This is a genomic window from Alkalihalophilus sp. As8PL, assembly GCF_040939795.1.
GTDB classification, from domain to species: domain Bacteria; phylum Bacillota; class Bacilli; order Bacillales; family Bacillaceae_D; genus Alkalihalophilus; species Alkalihalophilus lindianensis.
The window spans coordinates 99,157-116,959 of the sequence record NZ_CP162551.1; the positions used below are offsets into that span (position 1 = coordinate 99,157).

General features: G+C 37.0%; 22 protein-coding genes. 7 read left to right on the forward strand and 15 right to left on the reverse strand.

All coding sequences use genetic code 11. The features are described from left to right. Window positions 1-216: 216 nt before the first annotated feature. Entirely contained in the window at window positions 217-993 is a 777-nt protein-coding gene (locus AB3N04_RS01740) for an NRDE family protein (protein ID WP_368504437.1), read from the reverse strand. Window positions 994-1,200: 207 nt separating this feature from the next. Between AB3N04_RS01740 and AB3N04_RS01745 the strand changes: the two genes are divergently transcribed. From AB3N04_RS01745 to AB3N04_RS01760, 4 genes are all read left to right on the forward strand, one after another. Further along, complete coding sequence (locus AB3N04_RS01745) at window positions 1,201-2,211, forward strand: toxic anion resistance protein (RefSeq protein ID WP_368504438.1); 1,011 nt, start codon at window positions 1,201-1,203, stop codon at window positions 2,209-2,211. Window positions 2,212-2,243: 32 nt separating this feature from the next. Further along, on the forward strand, window positions 2,244-3,155 hold the full coding sequence (locus tag AB3N04_RS01750; protein ID WP_368504439.1) for a hypothetical protein: 912 nt from the start codon (window positions 2,244-2,246) through the stop codon (window positions 3,153-3,155). Between the two features lie 92 nt (window positions 3,156-3,247). After that, complete coding sequence (locus AB3N04_RS01755) at window positions 3,248-4,180, forward strand: MBL fold metallo-hydrolase (protein WP_368504440.1); 933 nt, start codon at window positions 3,248-3,250, stop codon at window positions 4,178-4,180. Between the two features lie 40 nt (window positions 4,181-4,220). Then, window positions 4,221-5,210: a DUF2777 family protein gene (locus tag AB3N04_RS01760; protein WP_368504441.1), complete on the forward strand. Its 990-nt coding sequence runs from the start codon at window positions 4,221-4,223 to the stop codon at window positions 5,208-5,210. A gap of 7 nt (window positions 5,211-5,217) precedes the next feature. Here AB3N04_RS01760 and AB3N04_RS01765 read toward each other — a convergent pair whose 3' ends face one another. Genes AB3N04_RS01765 through AB3N04_RS01780 form a run of 4 tightly spaced genes read right to left on the reverse strand, consistent with a single transcriptional unit; the run spans window position 5,218 to window position 8,540 of the window. Continuing rightward, window positions 5,218-6,696, reverse strand: a complete 1,479-nt coding sequence (locus AB3N04_RS01765) for a PH domain-containing protein (protein WP_368504442.1) — start codon at window positions 6,694-6,696, stop codon at window positions 5,218-5,220. Next, window positions 6,689-7,165: a PH domain-containing protein gene (locus AB3N04_RS01770; protein ID WP_368504443.1), complete on the reverse strand. Its 477-nt coding sequence runs from the start codon at window positions 7,163-7,165 to the stop codon at window positions 6,689-6,691. The genes AB3N04_RS01765 and AB3N04_RS01770 overlap by 8 nt, the downstream gene beginning before the upstream one ends. A 19-nt stretch (window positions 7,166-7,184) precedes the next feature. Further along, window positions 7,185-7,394 carry a hypothetical protein gene (locus AB3N04_RS01775; protein WP_368504444.1) on the reverse strand — a complete coding sequence of 70 codons (210 nt, stop codon included), beginning with the start codon at window positions 7,392-7,394 and terminating at the stop codon, window positions 7,185-7,187. Window positions 7,395-7,406: 12 nt separating this feature from the next. Beyond that, window positions 7,407-8,540 (reverse strand): conserved virulence factor C family protein, encoded by a 1,134-nt coding sequence (locus tag AB3N04_RS01780; protein ID WP_368504445.1) that lies wholly within the window; start codon window positions 8,538-8,540, stop codon window positions 7,407-7,409. Window positions 8,541-8,709: 169 nt separating this feature from the next. Here AB3N04_RS01780 and AB3N04_RS01785 point away from each other — a divergent pair, with 169 nt between their 5' ends. Next, window positions 8,710-9,432 carry a metallophosphoesterase gene (locus AB3N04_RS01785; protein WP_368504446.1) on the forward strand — a complete coding sequence of 241 codons (723 nt, stop codon included), beginning with the start codon at window positions 8,710-8,712 and terminating at the stop codon, window positions 9,430-9,432. Window positions 9,433-9,438: 6 nt separating this feature from the next. Here the strand turns inward: AB3N04_RS01785 and AB3N04_RS01790 are convergent, their stop codons facing one another. The 8 genes from AB3N04_RS01790 to ilvA form a co-directional block, all read right to left on the reverse strand. Next, window positions 9,439-9,861: a TlpA disulfide reductase family protein gene (locus tag AB3N04_RS01790; protein ID WP_368504447.1), complete on the reverse strand. Its 423-nt coding sequence runs from the start codon at window positions 9,859-9,861 to the stop codon at window positions 9,439-9,441. A 73-nt stretch (window positions 9,862-9,934) separates the two neighbouring features. Then, a complete protein-coding gene (locus tag AB3N04_RS01795; RefSeq protein ID WP_368504448.1) occupies window positions 9,935-10,372 on the reverse strand; it encodes a BrxA/BrxB family bacilliredoxin in 438 nt (145 codons plus the stop codon). A gap of 3 nt (window positions 10,373-10,375) precedes the next feature. After that, entirely contained in the window at window positions 10,376-10,732 is a 357-nt protein-coding gene (locus AB3N04_RS01800; protein WP_368504449.1) for a thioredoxin family protein, read from the reverse strand. Window positions 10,733-10,844: 112 nt separating this feature from the next. Next, the gene (locus AB3N04_RS01805; protein WP_368504450.1) at window positions 10,845-11,108 is read right to left on the reverse strand and encodes a YtzC family protein; all 264 of its coding nucleotides are present in this window, start codon (window positions 11,106-11,108) and stop codon (window positions 10,845-10,847) included. Between the two features lie 64 nt (window positions 11,109-11,172). After that, the gene (gene rnz / locus AB3N04_RS01810) at window positions 11,173-12,090 is read right to left on the reverse strand and encodes a ribonuclease Z (protein ID WP_368504451.1); all 918 of its coding nucleotides are present in this window, start codon (window positions 12,088-12,090) and stop codon (window positions 11,173-11,175) included. A 108-nt stretch (window positions 12,091-12,198) separates the two neighbouring features. Continuing rightward, complete coding sequence (locus AB3N04_RS01815; RefSeq protein ID WP_368504452.1) at window positions 12,199-12,834, reverse strand: YitT family protein; 636 nt, start codon at window positions 12,832-12,834, stop codon at window positions 12,199-12,201. A gap of 264 nt (window positions 12,835-13,098) precedes the next feature. Beyond that, window positions 13,099-14,007, reverse strand: coding sequence for a chemotaxis protein (locus AB3N04_RS01820; protein ID WP_368504453.1), 909 nt, complete (start codon window positions 14,005-14,007; stop codon window positions 13,099-13,101). A gap of 70 nt (window positions 14,008-14,077) precedes the next feature. Next, on the reverse strand, window positions 14,078-15,325 hold the full coding sequence (gene ilvA / locus AB3N04_RS01825) for a threonine ammonia-lyase IlvA (protein ID WP_368504454.1): 1,248 nt from the start codon (window positions 15,323-15,325) through the stop codon (window positions 14,078-14,080). A gap of 282 nt (window positions 15,326-15,607) precedes the next feature. Here ilvA and AB3N04_RS01830 point away from each other — a divergent pair, with 282 nt between their 5' ends. After that, entirely contained in the window at window positions 15,608-15,811 is a 204-nt protein-coding gene (locus tag AB3N04_RS01830) for a hypothetical protein (RefSeq protein ID WP_317120824.1), read from the forward strand. Between the two features lie 97 nt (window positions 15,812-15,908). After that, complete coding sequence (locus AB3N04_RS01835; RefSeq protein ID WP_317120823.1) at window positions 15,909-16,520, forward strand: trimeric intracellular cation channel family protein; 612 nt, start codon at window positions 15,909-15,911, stop codon at window positions 16,518-16,520. 28 nt (window positions 16,521-16,548) lie between these two features. Here AB3N04_RS01835 and AB3N04_RS01840 read toward each other — a convergent pair whose 3' ends face one another. After that, a complete protein-coding gene (locus AB3N04_RS01840; protein ID WP_368504455.1) occupies window positions 16,549-17,400 on the reverse strand; it encodes a sulfurtransferase in 852 nt (283 codons plus the stop codon). Between the two features lies 1 nt (window position 17,401). Further along, window positions 17,402-17,788, reverse strand: coding sequence for a YppE family protein (locus tag AB3N04_RS01845; RefSeq protein ID WP_368504456.1), 387 nt, complete (start codon window positions 17,786-17,788; stop codon window positions 17,402-17,404). Window positions 17,789-17,803 lie beyond the last annotated feature (15 nt).

Consider the following 17,803-nt stretch of genomic DNA (forward strand, 5'->3'; position numbering starts at 1 on the left):
TTCTATGAAAACGCTTACTTATCGTCTTTTTTTACTATCTTTCAAAAAGCATTCAAATTTACCCTCTACAAAACTGTATATAACCATTCATTTAATGCATAAATATACAAAAGCGGGTTGTTTTAGAACATTTTAGTATAAAAGTATAATATCAAAATTATATATACCCCTTTCGATCATTTAAAAACGGAAAATAGGTCAAATTAAGGTTCTTTTTTACAAGAATGTTATATTCTCTTGAATTTTTTCAGTAGGAATACCCATTGATTCAAAACCTTGCTCCGTAATATGAGCCCAGCCGTCTTCATTTATGGCCACAATCGTAGAGGCTCTTGTCCCATATAGCTCGCTTTTAATAAATATGGTAGAAAGCATCCTCTCCCACTTCAAACCAACGCCTGTTTCTGGCAAATCTTTGTCTAAGTAAGTATCTTCAGTCTTTAGCACCTTTAATGTTTGTACCACTATTTCTTCAAGCGGCGGTCTAGCATTAACTACATCACTAAACCCTGACTGTATACTCTTTACCTTAGGCCACTCCACATTTAGTGTTGAATTACTTACATAATAATAACCTGCAGTTAATTCAATTGGTTGCTCGATTCTATTTGAATAGTAAATAGTTTGAGTACCATTATGTACAATTAAATTAAAGCCTTGGTATTTGTCTTTTTGTTGTTCGATTTGACTAATATATTCTTTGGGTGAAAAATCTGATTGGAGAAACCCTTTTACGAGATCTCCTCTTGAAATAAAGTCGATTTCCTCCGATTCTACCGTTTCTCTAATATTGGTTACACAAGCAAATCGCCCTTTTTTTGATACACCTAACCAACTCCCCCCACGTAAACAATCCTTCCCAGCAAAAATAGTAGGATCATCTTCCCAATAATGAACTCTCCTTGTCGGCCTTTCGTAAAACTCATCTCGATTGGCAGCCACAATCAATGGAAATTTCTCATGAATTCCTAATGCCAATGCTACTAAGCACATAATGAAAACCTCCTTTTTGTAAGTATATCCTTAATGATTAGATAAATAAAAAGCAAACGTCCTCTATTCTTATAACGAGCTAGTATCAGATTCATTGTCATTCAATTTGATTTGATTCATAATAGATGTAGTTATAAGACAAATTGTGAAACTTTTCATCCATTTTTTCGTATATGTTAACAGAATTGAAGTTGGAGGAGATCAATCATGAACGAACAAAATAAAAATGAAGAACTTGATCTAATTAAAGAATATAAAAAAACAGAAAACATTGAGCAGTTACTTAACTCTTTAAATACATTAGGGGAAGAAGAACAACGTGAAGCTGGTGAATCACTTGAAGCTCTTAAACGTCCAGTTAAAGAGATGATGAATGACCAATCCAATCAACTTCCTAATCAGTTACATCAATTAAAAGAGATGGTTAGTCAACTTGAGCCAGACTATTTAAAAGATAGTCCCCTCAAGAAGTGGACTAATAAATTATTAAGACGTAGTCCTATTGAACAATACGCACGAAAATATCAAACTGTTGAAGCTCAAGTTGAACAAGTCATTGAAGGACTTCTTAGCGGGAAGGACAAGTTGCAAGAAGATACGTTAATGTTGCAGCAACTTAAAAATGTAGCAAGAGAGCGTATTGTGAATTTAAATCAGCAAATCGATGCTGGAAATACGTTGCACGCTATGCTTGAAGAAGAAATGACCTCCATAAAATGGAAAGATAATCCTAACGCTTTAAAAAAAGGACAAGTTAAAGTGATTTCACGAGTGAAGAACATGTCTCAAGCAGTTATGGTACTCCAACAGTCTTTAGCTTCTGTTGACTTGATTATTGAAAACAACGATAAGCTTGAAGAGGCAATCTTTAATGCCATTACGATGACTAAAAATATCATTACCGTGACTGCTTCCATTCAACTCGCCTTAAATAACCAACAAAAAGTCATTAGTGCTGTCCGTAATGTTAATGAAGCAACTGAATCAATGTTACTATCAAATGCAGAAATGCTAAAACAAAATACAGAAGAAACGTTAAAAACGCTAGAAGAACCTGCTATTGCGATTGAGGCATTTAAAAAAGCTTACAATAATGTATTTGAAGCGATCGAACTTACTGAGCAATCTAATGAAAGAATTGTTACTAGTGGCAAACAATTTATTAGTGAGATGGATACATTAAACAAAGAAATGCAAATGAAACTATTAGACAAATAAGTCGATACACTTCACTAAGGAGGTGAGGTTTTTTGAGCAAAACCTTATTGCAATCGCCCATGTTTCGGTTTCTTACACCTACTCATAAACGTCCTGTTGAAGAGCATTTATTAAAGGATGCGGCTACTCAAACATTAATTCATCAAACTGAAGACCTCCTAGAGAGGATGCTTGAGCGAGCTGATGGACAAAACAAACCACGTATTATTAGACGTAAACATAAAGCTTATAAAATTAAAGTAAAAATTAATCATAAGCAGATTCTGATCAAAATGAATGATACAAAGCATACTAATGCTGCCATTCACAAACGAATCACCATTATATGCTACAGAAAATATTTGAAAGCAAAAAATGGGGTTGGTATGTGCCGTGAAGCAAGCATTCATTATTTAAAAGATGGACGTGCTCATGTTCGTAAGGTTTCCGATTCTCCTCTCTTTAATGGGTTGTTTTATCGTATCCACCGATTAGACGAGGCCTACTCTAATGGTGCGAGCGGAGCATTAACTCCTCTTGAATTGAATTCTCTGCAATCTGCTGGTTTGAGTCATCAACAAGACTTTCGTTTAATTAGACAAGAAGCTTCAAGGTATTTAGATACCGTCAAACAATTTACCGTTGATCCTTTAATTGAAAATCGATTACAACGAATTCTAAGACAGACTGAAAAGCTCCAAGAGGATTTTGAATTGCTTGATTATGAAGAAAAGCATACTGTTCGGAGAATGCTTAAAGAGGACATACCGAAGCTGTTAACTACCTTCTTGTCATTGTCTGTAAAAAATCAATTGGACCATAAAGAAGATGTTTTTGTTTCACTTTCACAAATGGAATTAACGTTGATTTCTTACCATGAACAACTAGAAGAAAAGAGAATGGAAAAAATGAATCACCTTCTCCGCCTGCAAAAACTTCGATATGAACAAGATCGTAAGCTATAAGTGAAATCACCTTTCTTTCCGCTTGTGTTCTACCGATAGGACCCTTACACTAATAGTAAGGGTTCGAATGCTATTTAAGGGGGAATATTCTAATGTCTAAACCTATATCGTTATCTCCTCGTCTCTCACTAATTGACGGCTATGACATGGACATGCCAGAGAGAACTGGAAGTTACATCCTCCATGAAGATAAACTGACGATCATTGAAACTGGCCCCAGCCCATCAATTAAACATATTTTAAATGGGTTTATTGAACTTGGCTTGAAGGTTGAAGATGTAGAATACATTATCGTCACTCATATCCATCTTGATCATGCAGGTGGTGTAGGCTTATTATTAGAACATTGTCCTAAAGCAACCGTGATCGTACATCCTAAAGGATTCAGACATTTAAACGATCCATCTCGCCTAATTCAAGGGGCTAAAGCGGTCTATCAGCATAACTTTGACAGACTATTTGACCCGATTTTACCGGTTGCAGACGAACGATTGCTATCAATGGAGGATGGGGACACTCTCACATTAAGTGAAACGTGTACTCTCACTTTCTTAGATACACCAGGACATGCAGCGCATCATTTCAGCATCTATGATTCTGCTTCAAATGGTATTTTCACAGGGGATACATTAGGTGTACGGTATGAACCATTAGCTAAAGAGGGCATTGAGTTTGTACTCCCTTCTACTTCTCCAAATCAGTTTAATCCACAAGCAACCAATGAATCGATGAGAAAAATTCAACTTTTAAATGTGGATCAAATATACTTTGGCCACTTTAGCGCGTCTACACATCCAGAAGTTGTTTATAGTCATATAAATAAATGGCTTCCTATTTTTGTTGAGAAAGGTCGAGAAATCATTCAGCAAAATAAAGGGGTCAGTGAATTGTCTGCTCTTTTACTCGAACTTGTCCAACAGGAACTTGATCAAAAAGGAGTAAGCCGCGATCATCTTGCATATCAACACATCCGTCTAGACCTGCAAGTATGTTCCATGGGAATAATTGATTATTTAAATAAATAATCATCCAAGTAAGGTCTATTAGATAAAGTGAGGTTTTAACATGGATAGAAAACAAGCACAACAAAACTTGAACCAATTAGTGATTATTAATGAAAACCTAGGTAGTCTATTTGTAGGCAAATTACTAGAAGTGATCACATTACCAAACAAACCTTGGCGTGGAAAAGTAGAAATAAAATACGTGATGAATGTAGGAGAGAATTTAGATCAAGCTGGGGTTATCGTCCCTCCAGCTTATAAAGATGGAGATAAAATTGAATTTCCTGGAAATAAACTTTCTCCTCTACCATCATCCTTCAACATGCCTAAATCTTTTGATCATTCTCATGCAAATGCCATAGCTGCAAATTTAACGGATATTTTTGAACAACAAAAACAATTACTAATCAAAGAAAATCAATATCTCGCTTATTTAAAACAAGAAAAACTTGATCACTTGCTTAATAGGCAAAACTCAAAAGAAAAAAGTTATATTTCTTATGCATTTTATCAAAGTGGCTCTAGGTACCTTTTAATCGATGAACAAGAAACGACATTAGATTTAGCAGATTGTCCGTTCGAGTTTAGGTGGCTAAATAAAAAGAAGGAAGTATTAGGTTATTATGCGGGGGATGGAATTTTCACTAGTCATACTGGTGAAGAATATCGTCCTACAGAAGGCGATACCATCTTTATTGACAAAGAGCAATTTGAACCCTATTTTATTTTGCGTAATGAACTAGAGCCTTCCTCTCTTGAATTATTAGAATCAAACTTAATAGAGTATCAATTAACTCATCGAGATCTAATTGATTGTCATAATTCATTATTGCTTCAATTATTGCAGTCTACTGGCCAACAATCGTTCAAAGGTGTTAATTTCTTAATGTATCGTTCAAAAGCAGGGCACGTAATGGTTCAGCACCACTATGAAAGAACATTGACGGAGCAAGAAAGTGATCATGTTTTTGATCGGTTTGAGTTCACTTCAGATACTGGCAAACGCTCAGTTGCAACGTATATCTCAAATATGACAAATAAACCAACATAAAAGCTCCTTATGAGCTTTTATGTTGGTTTTTACGTGAATACCAATATAGCTGGTCATTTGCTTTAGTAAGGTCTACATCATCCACTTGAAACGTTTTCCAACTAAAGCTCGATTGCACAGCAAATTTTAGTGAAGCAAGGTCTTTTCTTTCTTGAAAATAATTGACTTGCCGCTCGATCGATTGAATTTTGTTATGCTTTGCAACGACAATGACTTGGCTTAGCTTTCTATACCTAAGATAGATGGTATCCTCGTATGACCCACTAGCAGCGTCATGGTATTGTCCGTAGCCAATAACAAGCATCATTCCAATAAGAAATAGACCGTAAAAAGCAATGTCTGGATAAAAATAAAAGGCAAGAGCTGTAGCAGTAACTGGAATGAGTGCATTGCGTCGTAAATACCTCATTGCAGCTCTTTTAGGTACAGAATGAAGGGTATAGGGCTTTGCATACTCTGGTATGAATTCTGCTAGAATGGTTTCTACTTCCCTTTTCTTTATTAAAGGAAGAAACACCGTTGACCCCTGTTCTTCCCCAGTCCCACCACCAGCACTCTCTACATAAACCGTGGTATATCCAAAAGGTTGTCTGAATATATTTGAGACAAATCTCACTGCTGTTATACGATGTTGCTTAATCGTTAACTGTCTTGTTTCAAGCAGTCCTCTTTTTATGATAAGCTCATCGCCATGCTTCTCAACACTAAACTTTCCATACTTTAATATCGTGTTAATAATTGAAATAATCCAAGATACTATAAACACGAATACAATGATTGCTAAAACAAACCACATACCTGAACCTACAAAAAAACCAAATGTTCGTTCATAAATTGATTCAGGAATGACTTGCTCAAATTGGCTAAACAATGCACCTACCATAGAGATCGTTAACCCAATACCACTAGAAGTTAGTGCCGCAACTACTAAATGTTTAGTAGAGAGTATCCATGTCTTTTCTTGTTGAGGTTCTGAATATGGCTTGTCTTCATGCGTAAACTTTCCATATTCAACTTGCTGCTCTTCTACACGAAAGATAGGTGGTGTATTTCTTTTTAACGCTTCGCTAATGACCTTGGCTTCGCTTTTTTTTATCGCATTTAATTGTACTTCGGGTTCACCGCCACTTCCAGCCGTTTCTACCGTTAATTTAACAAGACCAAAGATCCTTTGAATGATACCTGCAGTCATATCAATACTTTGTACACGACTTTGCTGGATGTAACGCTTCTTTTTGATCAAAATCCCTTTTTGTACAAATAACTCTCCATCATGAAGATGATAACGAAAGCTTATATACGATAATAAACTAGAAACAAACAAAATGATGATAAACCCAAGCCATATGTATTCAAAACGAAAGAATTGTTCTTCAGAACGATTACTAAAAAACAAAGTAATAATGAGAGGTAATAATATGCCCCTCATACCTTGTAAAAATAGTAAGATAATGCTTGCCGGGTGGAGTCTTTTAAACTCATTCATCTTCTGCCACCGCTGCTAGTGCAGCTATTCGATCCCTTAACTCTTCTGCAACTTCTAATGAAAGGGTAGGAATTCTATGACTTGTAGCTGCAGTGGTAATCGTAACATCAGCCATTTTATATCGTCTTAAAAGTGGACCTTGTTCAGTATCGACATGTTGCACCCGCGTCATAGGAATTAACTGCCTTCTAACAATCATTACGCCAAACTGTAAATCAATTTCGCTTTCTAACACTTCATATTTCCACCTTTTCCACCTTAATGGCGGTAATAAAATGACAGTAATGAAGATGTATAAAAAATAAATCGCAATAAAAGTAAATAAAATCCAAACAGGTAAATCATAAAAATTAAGTAGTACACCATATGTAATAGGAAGAAGAGCTACAAGCAAACTTTCAAAAAATGCTTGTAGCCTCCATACTGAACGTGCCTTCACTGGTAATAGGGTTGATGGTGCTCCTCGCACGCTCTCTCCTCCTTAAAAACTATTCTTCTTCGGAAACGTAGATAATTTCTACACCTTGGTCCTGTAGCAATGAAATGATCGCATCATTGAGTTCTTTATCATAAAGAAGACCTACAGACTTCACCAATTCTAATTCTTCTAGGTGCCCCTTCTCTGCATCTTCAATTAATTCAATAATATCTTCCATCTTCCTTGCCTCTAATTCATTCAAAATAGATTGTTTATCCAAGATCTCTCCTCCTTATTCTTTCGATGATCTAGAATCTGTCATTTGCTTCCATACGGAACCTTTTGCTTCCTCGCCGCCTTCAATCCGTCCAATCGCCATCTTAATTTGCATCGCTACTTCAAACTCTGGATCCGCTTCCGCTTCTTTTAGTGCTGGTAATGCTGATTCATCGCCTACTTCATAAAGAAACATGGCCGCACGCCATCTTACAAGCTTATTTTTATCTTTTAACGCTTCAATCATTGCGGGAATAGCTTTTGTATCGCCTATATCAGATAAGCAGTCACCAGCAGTCCTGCGTACCGTAACAGAAGAATCCTTTAATGCTTGATATAGTAATGGTAAAACAACAGGCTTTTCGATCATCCCTAAATAAACAGTTGCAAGACGACGAATAGAAGCTTTCTCATCTTCCAGTGCACGTTTTAAAACAGGAAGATCATCCTCTGTTGGATCCATACGCTCTAATAATGCATAACGTTCCTTCCAATCCTCAACTGTTAACATCTCTTCGCTCACTTTAATAAAACGACTTGTGACTTCTTGCTTTTCAGAAGTTACATTACCATTAGCAATATTTACTAATTCATTTAAACGTTCCTCGGAATAAGCAGCGGATAATTCATCGACAACTTCTTTTGCTACTTCTTCAAGTTCACCATAGCGTACACCTTGCTCTACCCACTTACGCTCCATTACTACGTTATCTTCAGGTTTTTGAGCTTTTGCAATCGCATCACTAAAGCGCTCAGGTAAACCAGCACGCTGCTCTTCCTCTCCGTTTGTAAGCTTTACTTGCATCGGGATTCCTTTAAACATTTGTAGATGTACATATACCTCTCCAAAATGATCTTGAATAGTATCTTCACTCTCACTTACTGTTTCGGCATCTTCTCCAAAAACAGAACGTACCTGAGGTAATATCACTTTCCAATCAACCTTTGGGTGACGATCGATCGCTAGGAAGTCGGCTACATGATAAACGCCCTTTACTCCTTCTATTTCAAATAATTCTTTTATGTATTCGGGTGCCTCATTTTTGTTTTTTTCATTATAACTATTCCTAGAACTTTGACCTAAACTCTCACTCAACGTTAATTTCATTGTATTGGGGCTTGGTGTTGGTTCGATGGATAGAATTCTCATTTAAATGACCTCCTCTTAATCTTTAATTGATCTTATCATAGGTATCTAAGCGTTTCCACCAATAGACATTTACGCTTTCCCTTAACGTATGAATCTTCAGATTTAACAAAATTGTTATATTAAAACAACTCTCACCTCTGTTATACTACTATAAAAAGGAGGTTTCATCATGCGATTTGCTTTTCTATCAGATATACATGGTAATGCCACTGCCCTTGAAGCAGTCATTACAGACCTAAATAAGAAAGATGTTGATCACATTGTCGTTTTAGGAGACCTCTGCTTTAGAGGCCCAGAACCAAAGCGTTGTCTTAATTTAATTCGCTCCCTTGATGCCTCAGTTGTCAAAGGAAATGCTGACGAATGGCTTGTTCGAGGGTTTAAAGAAGGCGAAGTCCCAACTACTGCTCTTGAAGGTTTAAATCAAGAACGCGATTGGACATTAAAGCGCTTAAATGATGAAGATCTCACTTATTTAGCAGAGCTTCCAGCTGAAATGATTGTTGATAAAGGACAAGATCAACTTATTCATGCCTTTCATGCAACACCTACAAACCTTTTTGACGTTATCAACCCGGATGAAACAACTAAAATTGAACATCAATTGATGCAAAAAGATGAAGCAGATGTCTATGCATATGGACATATTCATCTTCCCTATATCCGTTCTTTTCATGGGAAAAATGTAGTAAACCCAGGTAGTGTGGGCTTACCTTTTGATGGTCATCCACTTGCTTCATACATCGTCGGTGACCTTGAAGAAGGACGACATTCTTTCCAAATTAACCGTGTACCGTATAATAGAGAACATGTTGTAGAGCTTTATCATCAAGGTGGCTACCCGGATATTGAAACGATGGGCAGGGTTGTGTTTTATGGCGTGAAGCCTTAACACCTTTTAATCAAGTAGCTCACCAAGCCCTTTAACAATTAAAATAAAACGAGCTTGATCATTGTATGTTGCTACAATTTGCTGCTTTTTATCAATTAAAATGGTCGTTGGGACACCCATACACCGATAAGCATCATACGTTTTCGTTCCAACATCACTATAAACCGGAAAAGTTAAATTCATTTCATCTAACCAAGCTTCCACATCAACTGATGAATCACGACCTGTTACGTGGATAAAAACCATGGCAACGTCATCGTTTTTCATTGACTGATAAAGCGTATGCTTTTCACTTAGATCTCTTTTGGAATCCGGACACCAAGAAGTCCAAAAGGTAAGAAGAACCACTTTCCCCTTTAATGACTCTAGTGATAGTTTTTTTGTTTGTGAGGGATTTGTTAAAGTGAAATTAGGGGCAATAACTGACATACGAATCTCTCCTTATAAGTAATAATGAAGCCTCCTCACCTTGGGAACAAGGCAAGGAGGCTCTATTTGTTTTTTAAGAACTGCAATGTTCATTATAAGCAAGAGCTAAATTCCGAATAATCGATTCCGGTGAAGCTCCTTCAATTTGTTCGCGAGGAATAAAATGAACAACTTCCTTCCCCTTTAAGATGGCCATCGAGGGTGAAGATGGTGGTATCTCTGGGAAATAAGAACGCATCGTTGCTGTTGCCTCTTTATCTTGTCCTGCAAAAACGGTTACTAAATGATCAGGTGTTTGATCATGTTGAAGTGATGTAGTTGCAGCAGGTCTTGCAAGTCCCGCTGCACATCCACATACAGAGTTAATAACGACTAACGTTGTGCCTTTTGCTTGATCCATATAATGATCTACTTCTTCTGATGTTGTTAATTCTGTAAAACCTGCCTCAGTCAATTCTGCTCTCATTGGCAGTACGACCTGCTTCATATAATCTTCATAATGCATTGACATGATTTAACATCCCCCTTTATTTTCGTTTTCATTATGTAACTCAATGAATGATATATATGGTGAGAGCTTTTCATATAAATGCGCAATGGAATGGAAAGCATAAATCCGCTCTACTCCTAGTCCTTTTTGGAAGATAAATAAAGCAGGAACACTATGTACCTTCCACTTTTGCACAAAGCGAGTGGCTTCATTTACATTTAATTCATATATCTTCAGGTGAGGAGTTGTCTGCTCTAAAATTGTTAACATTTTGGCAGCCAATTTACATGTCCCACATAAAGGTGTAGATATGAAAATAAATTCAACCGATTTACGCTGATCAAGTATATGATTTAAGCTACTTTCAGAAATCGATTCCATAAAGTGTCTCACACCCCTATCGTTATCCATTGTAGCAAATAATAGGATTTTTCGCACGAAAAAGAGATAAATGATATAAAAAACAAGAGTCTAAATAGACCCTTGCTCCTCGTTATTGTCTTAAAATCATGTGGTTTTGAAGTTGTCGAATTTGTTGTTGCTTTCGATTTAATTGATCTCGTTGTTCCGGGGTTGCTGCTCGCAACACATCATCTAATTCCCCACTTATTTCCTCTAACATCATTTGTGCATTTGTGTACTCTTCGTCTGTACCAGGCTGCACTCGTCTTGCATCATCAAAAACTTTTTGCGCTTCTTCAATGATTCCTTCTGCCTTTTCCATACATTCTTCCATTTGATCACGATTTGCCATCATTCATTCCTCCTACATATTTAGAATAGTGAATGATGTTACTATGCGTACCATAAGAGAATTTTATTCAAGTAGAAAGCTTATACACCATCATATCGTGAGCAATATGGACATTCGAAAAGTAATGCTTCGCTTCCAGTTCGAATTCTTCCTCCTCGCCAGAATAACGAGAACTTATATGAGTGAGTATCAACGTCTTTACTTGCGCCTCTTTCGCTAGTGCCGTTGCTTCTTCAATGGTACTATGTCCAAATTGGGCAGCATGTTCTTGTTTATCCCCTCTAAAAGTAGCTTCATGTACTAGGACGGTGGCACCTCTACTAAAATCGACCATCTTTTTGATCGGTCTTGTGTCACCTGCAATAACGATCATACGACCTTTTTGAGGTGGCCCAACAAAATCTTTGCCATTTACTTTACTTCCATCTTCTAACTCAACCGTTTTACCTTCTTTAATTCTTTGATAGATCGGCCCCTTAGGTATATTCAATGATTGAAGTCTTCCCATATCAAGCTTCCCTGGCTTATCTTTTTCAGTAATTTTAAAAGCAAAGCAAGGCATTACATGTTCAAGTTCAAGAGCATACACAAGCACATCTTCTGTCTCTAATACTAAACCCTCTTCTACCTCAATTACCTTGTAAGGATAACGTAAATGTGTTCTAGAAACAGTAAGGGATGCATCTATAAAAGTTTCTAACCCTTTTGGACCGTATATTGTTAATGGCGATCTTGCCCCTTGAAAAGATCTTGAGCCTAATAATCCAGGCAAGCCAAATATATGATCTCCATGTAGATGTGTAATAAATATTCGATCAATCTTTGTTAAGGTGATGGGAGAATGTAGCAATTGATGCTGAGTGGCCTCCCCGCAATCAAATAACCACTGTGTGCCTTTTTGTTGTAGGAAGCGAAGAGCAAGTGCACTCACATTCCTCTCAATCGCTGGAACTCCAGAGCCAGTCCCTAAAAAATGAAATTCCATCCTCTACCTCCAAATTTATCTTTAGTATTAAAAGTATAGCATTTCCTATTAATAAGATTAAAGCAACATTGAAAAAACACGAACAATCAATGATTGCTCGTGTAAGATTTAATCTTGAATACTATTTGTTTGTAATGAGGAAAATTCACCCTCAGCATTTTCCGCATCTTTTGGAATTGGCGATTTTTTATAACGCCCTATAATCGTACTTGCCACAAAAATGACAAATACAGAAAGCAATGCTTGACTCCAACCAACTAATAATGCTGCAAAGACGATAATGAGAAAATCACTGATAAAAATAGTCAGCCCTCGATTAATTCCCCATTTCTGATCAATATAAAGAGCAAGAATATGAATACCCCCAAGCGAGGATCCGTTATTTAAAACAAGAGTCACACCAATGCCAATGCAGATTCCTGCTAAAGCTGTAGCAAGCCATAAAGGCACATTAAAAAATGGCATAACATCAAGCAAATCACGAATAACTGATATAGCCGTAATGGAGAGTAAACTAGAAAGTGTAAACCACTTCCCTAGCTTCGTCCATGAAATCAAAAAGAACGGCAAATTGACTAAGAAGAACAGCACTCCCCATGACCAGGGACTCATATATGTAAGCACCGTCGCAAGCCCTGCAGTCCCTCCAAAGGTTAAGTCATGCATAGCTAAAAAGCGTAATCCAAGTGAAGTCAATATTAGTCCCACTAAGACTACCCCCATTACTCTAAATCTCTCCAACATTCTCATCTCCTATTATCTCTCTATCTCTTTATAAAACCTTTTGTCTGTGACACATTTAGTTAATAAATTGAGAAAATACCTTCTATAACAGTAAGGCAATATGAGGAAATCGTCAATGTATCTTCATGAATTTTTATTCATCTGAATTATCAGAAAAACTTTAATCTAATAGTTAAATTCTAATAAGAAAAATATGTATATACATAATCCATACATATATCTTGTTTAACGAAATAAAAAAATCACCTCAAATTGAGGTGATTTTTAGATTAAAAGGTCAATCTCTTCAATGAGTTTGATTATTTCCGGTTTACTAACTTGTTTATCAGCACCCACTGCAATACCTTTATGATAAAGGTCATCAGTAATGAGAGATGAGAAGATGATGATAGGTATTCTTTTTAAAATATCATCTTCTTTTACCCTTTTTGTTAAGTGTAATCCATCCATCATCGGCATTTCTAAATCAGTTATTAATAGCTGGACTTCCTCTTCTAGTTGTTGGTCGTCCGCAGCCTTTATAAATTCTAAATAGTCCCATGCTTCCTTACCATTCTCGAAAAACGTGATTTGCTCGTATCCTGCTTCTGATAATGTTTGATGAAGAAGTTTTCTAAGCATGGCAGAATCTTCAGCCACTACAATCTTTTTCATGCTCCGTTCCCTTTTACCTAACTTCCTTACTTGCTCTACATTAATTCCTTTACTAGGATTAATATCTACGACAATTTTCTCGAAATCAAGAAGTAAGATCATCTGCTCATCCATTTTCACCACACCAGTTGTAGCATTTTGTATTCCTTGTGATAATTCAGTGGGCTTTTCAATTTGTTCCCATGAAATACGATGAATACGTGATACTCCACTCACTCGAAATGCTACTTTTAACTTATTTAATTCAGAAACGATAAACCTATCTTGAGATGGATCCCGAGAAGGCACACAACCTAATACTTCCATTAAATTCACCACTGTTAATACTTCATTACGTAAACGGATCATTCCCTCTATATGAGGATGACTGTTTGGTATATGGGTTACTGGCTGTGTTTGAATAATTTCTCGTACTTTCATTACATTTATACCATACATACCTTCTCCAACATTAAAAACAATCATTTCTAGTTCATTTGTGCCTGAATCGAGTAAGATTCCCTCTTGATTAACCGCCAATGTACACACTCCTTAAGTACTAGTTTACGTCCATAATAAAGCTCGTTTCGTTTCGAAACGAGCTTTCGCATTAAATTAACAAATTGAATAAGCTTTCATTTTTATTAATTTCGTGGTAACCAAAACCTTTTTTGTTAAGACGATCAATAAGATGATGATAATCATCATCACATTTCAGTTCAATCCCAATTAATACTGGGCCGTTTGCTTTATTATTCTTCTTTGTGTATTCAAAACGTGTAATATCATCGTCCGGTCCTAATACGTCTGTAATAAACTCACGTAGCGCACCAGCACGTTGTGGAAATTGAACAATGAAATAGTGTTGTAGTCCTTCATATATCAATGACCGTTCCCTCATTTCTTGCATCCGTCCAATATCGTTATTACCACCGCTCACCACGCAAACAACCGTTTTTCCTTTGATCTCATCTTTATAGAAATCAAGAGCAGAGATTGGCATCGCACCAGCAGGCTCAGCAACAATGGCATTTTGGTTGTATAGTTCAAGAATGGTTGTACAAATCTTCCCCTCAGGAACCAAGACAATATCATCAAGCACTTTCTGACAGATCTCAAAAGGAAGCTCGCCCACTTTTTTAACTGCTGCTCCATCTACAAATTTATCAATTTTTTCAAGTTCTATTACTTTCCCCTGCTCAAGAGATTCTTTCATTGCAGGAGCACCAGAAGGCTCACAGCCAATCAATTTTGTTCTCGGGCTAATGCTTTTAATGTAGGTGCCGATTCCGCTAATTAAGCCGCCGCCGCCAATGGATGAAAATAGATAATCAATATTTTCATCGATGTCATTCATAATTTCCATTCCAACGGTTCCTTGGCCTGCTACAATTTTTTCTTGATCAAATGGGTGGATAAAGGCCATTTGATGTTCATTGCTGTAGGTAATTGCTTCATTAAAAGAATCATCAAATGTATCGCCTGTTAAAATCACTTCTACAAATTCTTTTCCAAAAAACTTCACTTGATCTACTTTTTGACGTGGTGTAGTAGACGGCATAAATATTTTACCGGTAATTTGTAGGGTATGACATGAATAGGCTACACCTTGAGCATGGTTACCAGCACTGGCACAAACAACACCATTATTTAATTCTTCTCTTGGAAGACTAGATATTTGATGAAAGGCACCACGAATTTTAAATGATCGCACGACTTGCAAGTCTTCTCTTTTTAGATAGACATTACAATTATAGCGTTCAGATAAGACCTGATTCTTCTGCAATGGTGTATGCGTGACTACATCTTTTAAGCGTTGATTTGCAATGATGATATCTTCAATATGTAAGGTTCCCATTTGTGTAATCCCCTCGTTTGCTTTCGTTTTCCTTTTAGACATTAATAATTAAATTTTATCTTCATCATCTTACCATATGGGCTTATTTTTGCGAACCCCCATATCAAGCTCCCCTCCTTGTTTCATTTCCCTCTTCAGATTAACTTACTTGAATTGACATTTATCGTGCGATTGCTTGTTGATTATTTTTAGGGGCAACACTATAATAAAGTGGACGAAAGAGTATGACTGCATTCGTCATACATAGATCGATGTTTGTGTTGACAAAGAGGAGGGTCGTTCATGTTAAAAAAACTAGCGATGATGACAGCGATTTTATTAACATCATTTTTCATGGGAGCACAAGCTATTTTAGCCGCTGGTGGCGGTGCTGCAGAAGATGCTGCTCATGCTGAACCATCTGGCTTAATTACTGGTGCACTTACTGCATTATCAATTGTTACTCTTGCTTTTATGATTTTTCTTTCTTTCCGCGATAATGGATAAGAGTTACTAACGTAAAAAGGGTTTGGCTCACACATGACACTGAGCCAAACCCTTGCTTTATGTCATTCCCGAGGATTGAACACAAAGGAGAAACACTATGACGTGGGATGTATTAAATGTCATTGGTACAGTTGCTTTTGCTTTAAGTGGAGTAATTGTGGCAATGGAAGAAGATTACGATTTAATGGGTGTTTACATATTAGGTCTTGTCACTGCTTTTGGAGGCGGTGCTATTCGGAATTTATTAATCGGAGTACCAGTCTCTGCTCTTTGGGATCAGGGTACTCTTTTTACAATCGCAATCATCGTGATGACTGTCGCGTTTTTATTTCCTGCCTTGTGGATTAATCGATGGTTAAAGTTCGGCATACTTTTTGATGCTATGGGACTTGCTGCCTTTGCTATACAAGGAGCAATTTATGCAACAGAGATGGGGCATCCGTTAAGCGCAGTATTGGTTGCAGCCGCCTTAACAGGTACTGGTGGTGGAATGATAAGAGACGTCTTGGCAGGGAGGCGGCCGCTATTCTTACGAAAAGAAATCTACATTGGTTGGACGATGCTAGCGGGGCTAGCTATTGGATTAAATCTTGTCAGTGGCACAGTCGGACTTTGGACATTGTTTACAGTGATGGTCATTTTGAGGATGCTTTCAGTCCATTATAAATGGCAGCTTCCCCACAGGAAAATCGAACAATTACCAAGCTAACAAAAAATGAACCGCGAATAGATGCGGTTCATTTTTTGTTTGTTTCAATTGGTATACCCTCATACGTGATCCAATCACTCCAACTACCTGCGTACAATCTTACATCTTTATAACCTAGACTTGTTAAAGCTAATACATTAGGACAAGCTGTAACCCCAGAGCCACAATAAACAATGACAGAGTCTTTTTTATCTATCATATTGAATCTCTCACTTAACTCTTTATTACTCTTCCATGTACCGTCTTCATTTAAATTACCTTTCCAAAAAGCATGTTCAGCTCCTGGAATTCTTCCAGCTATCCGGTCAATCGGTTCCACTAGACCTAAATAACGCGCTTCTTCTCTTGAGTCCAAAATGGTAGCATTCCCTTGCTGAACAGCTGTTAAAACTACTTCCTGCGTAGTTAACATTTCATGTTGAGGATTAGCTTTAAATTGCGTAGGTGTATAGGTTGGAATCACATCATCTACAGCGTATCCAGAAGATTTCCACTTTGTGTAACCTTCATCAAGGACATAGACATGTTCATGCCCTAAATACGTTAATACCCACCATAATCTAGAGGCAAAAGCTCCACCCTCATCATCATAAGCGACGACAACTGTGTCATCATTAATGCCTAATCGTCCCATCGTTCTTTCTAGAGAATGGATGGATGGTAGAGGATGTCGTCCGCCGTGCTTTTCCACCTTGTCAGATAGATCCTTTTCAAGATCGATATATAAAGCCCCTTTAATATGATCGCTTTTATATCTATCGAATCCATCATCCGGTTCACTGAGTTTATAACGGCAATCAATCATAAGAACTGATTTATTTCCGTTTATCCAGTTAACCACTTCTTCTATTGATTTGATAGGAGTTTTCGATTCAACCAACTTACTCAACCTCCTCTTGAAAAGCCTTTAATTCATCTCTTAACTGATGAAGGACAAAGGCTACAGACTTAAATGTTTCAATTTGTTTCTTTAATCCCGTTTTAGGATAAAAAGATTTGATCGCAACGACCTCAAGGTTATCATGTGTATGGCCAATTTGAATCGGGTATAAATGGCTTGGTTTAACGTTCAGTACGAATTGTTCAGCTAAAGGTTTCCATTCATCCGAGACGATCTTCACTCGATCGGCAAAGGGTTTAACTACACCAAAAAAATCAGGCTCATATCCTTCTTTACGAACCTGATTTAAATAATAGGATTCAGCTTCACTATTTAAAAGAAGAAGTTCTTCTGTTAATTCTTCTAACTTCCGTTTATCTTTATTCATATCCCTCACCTCATC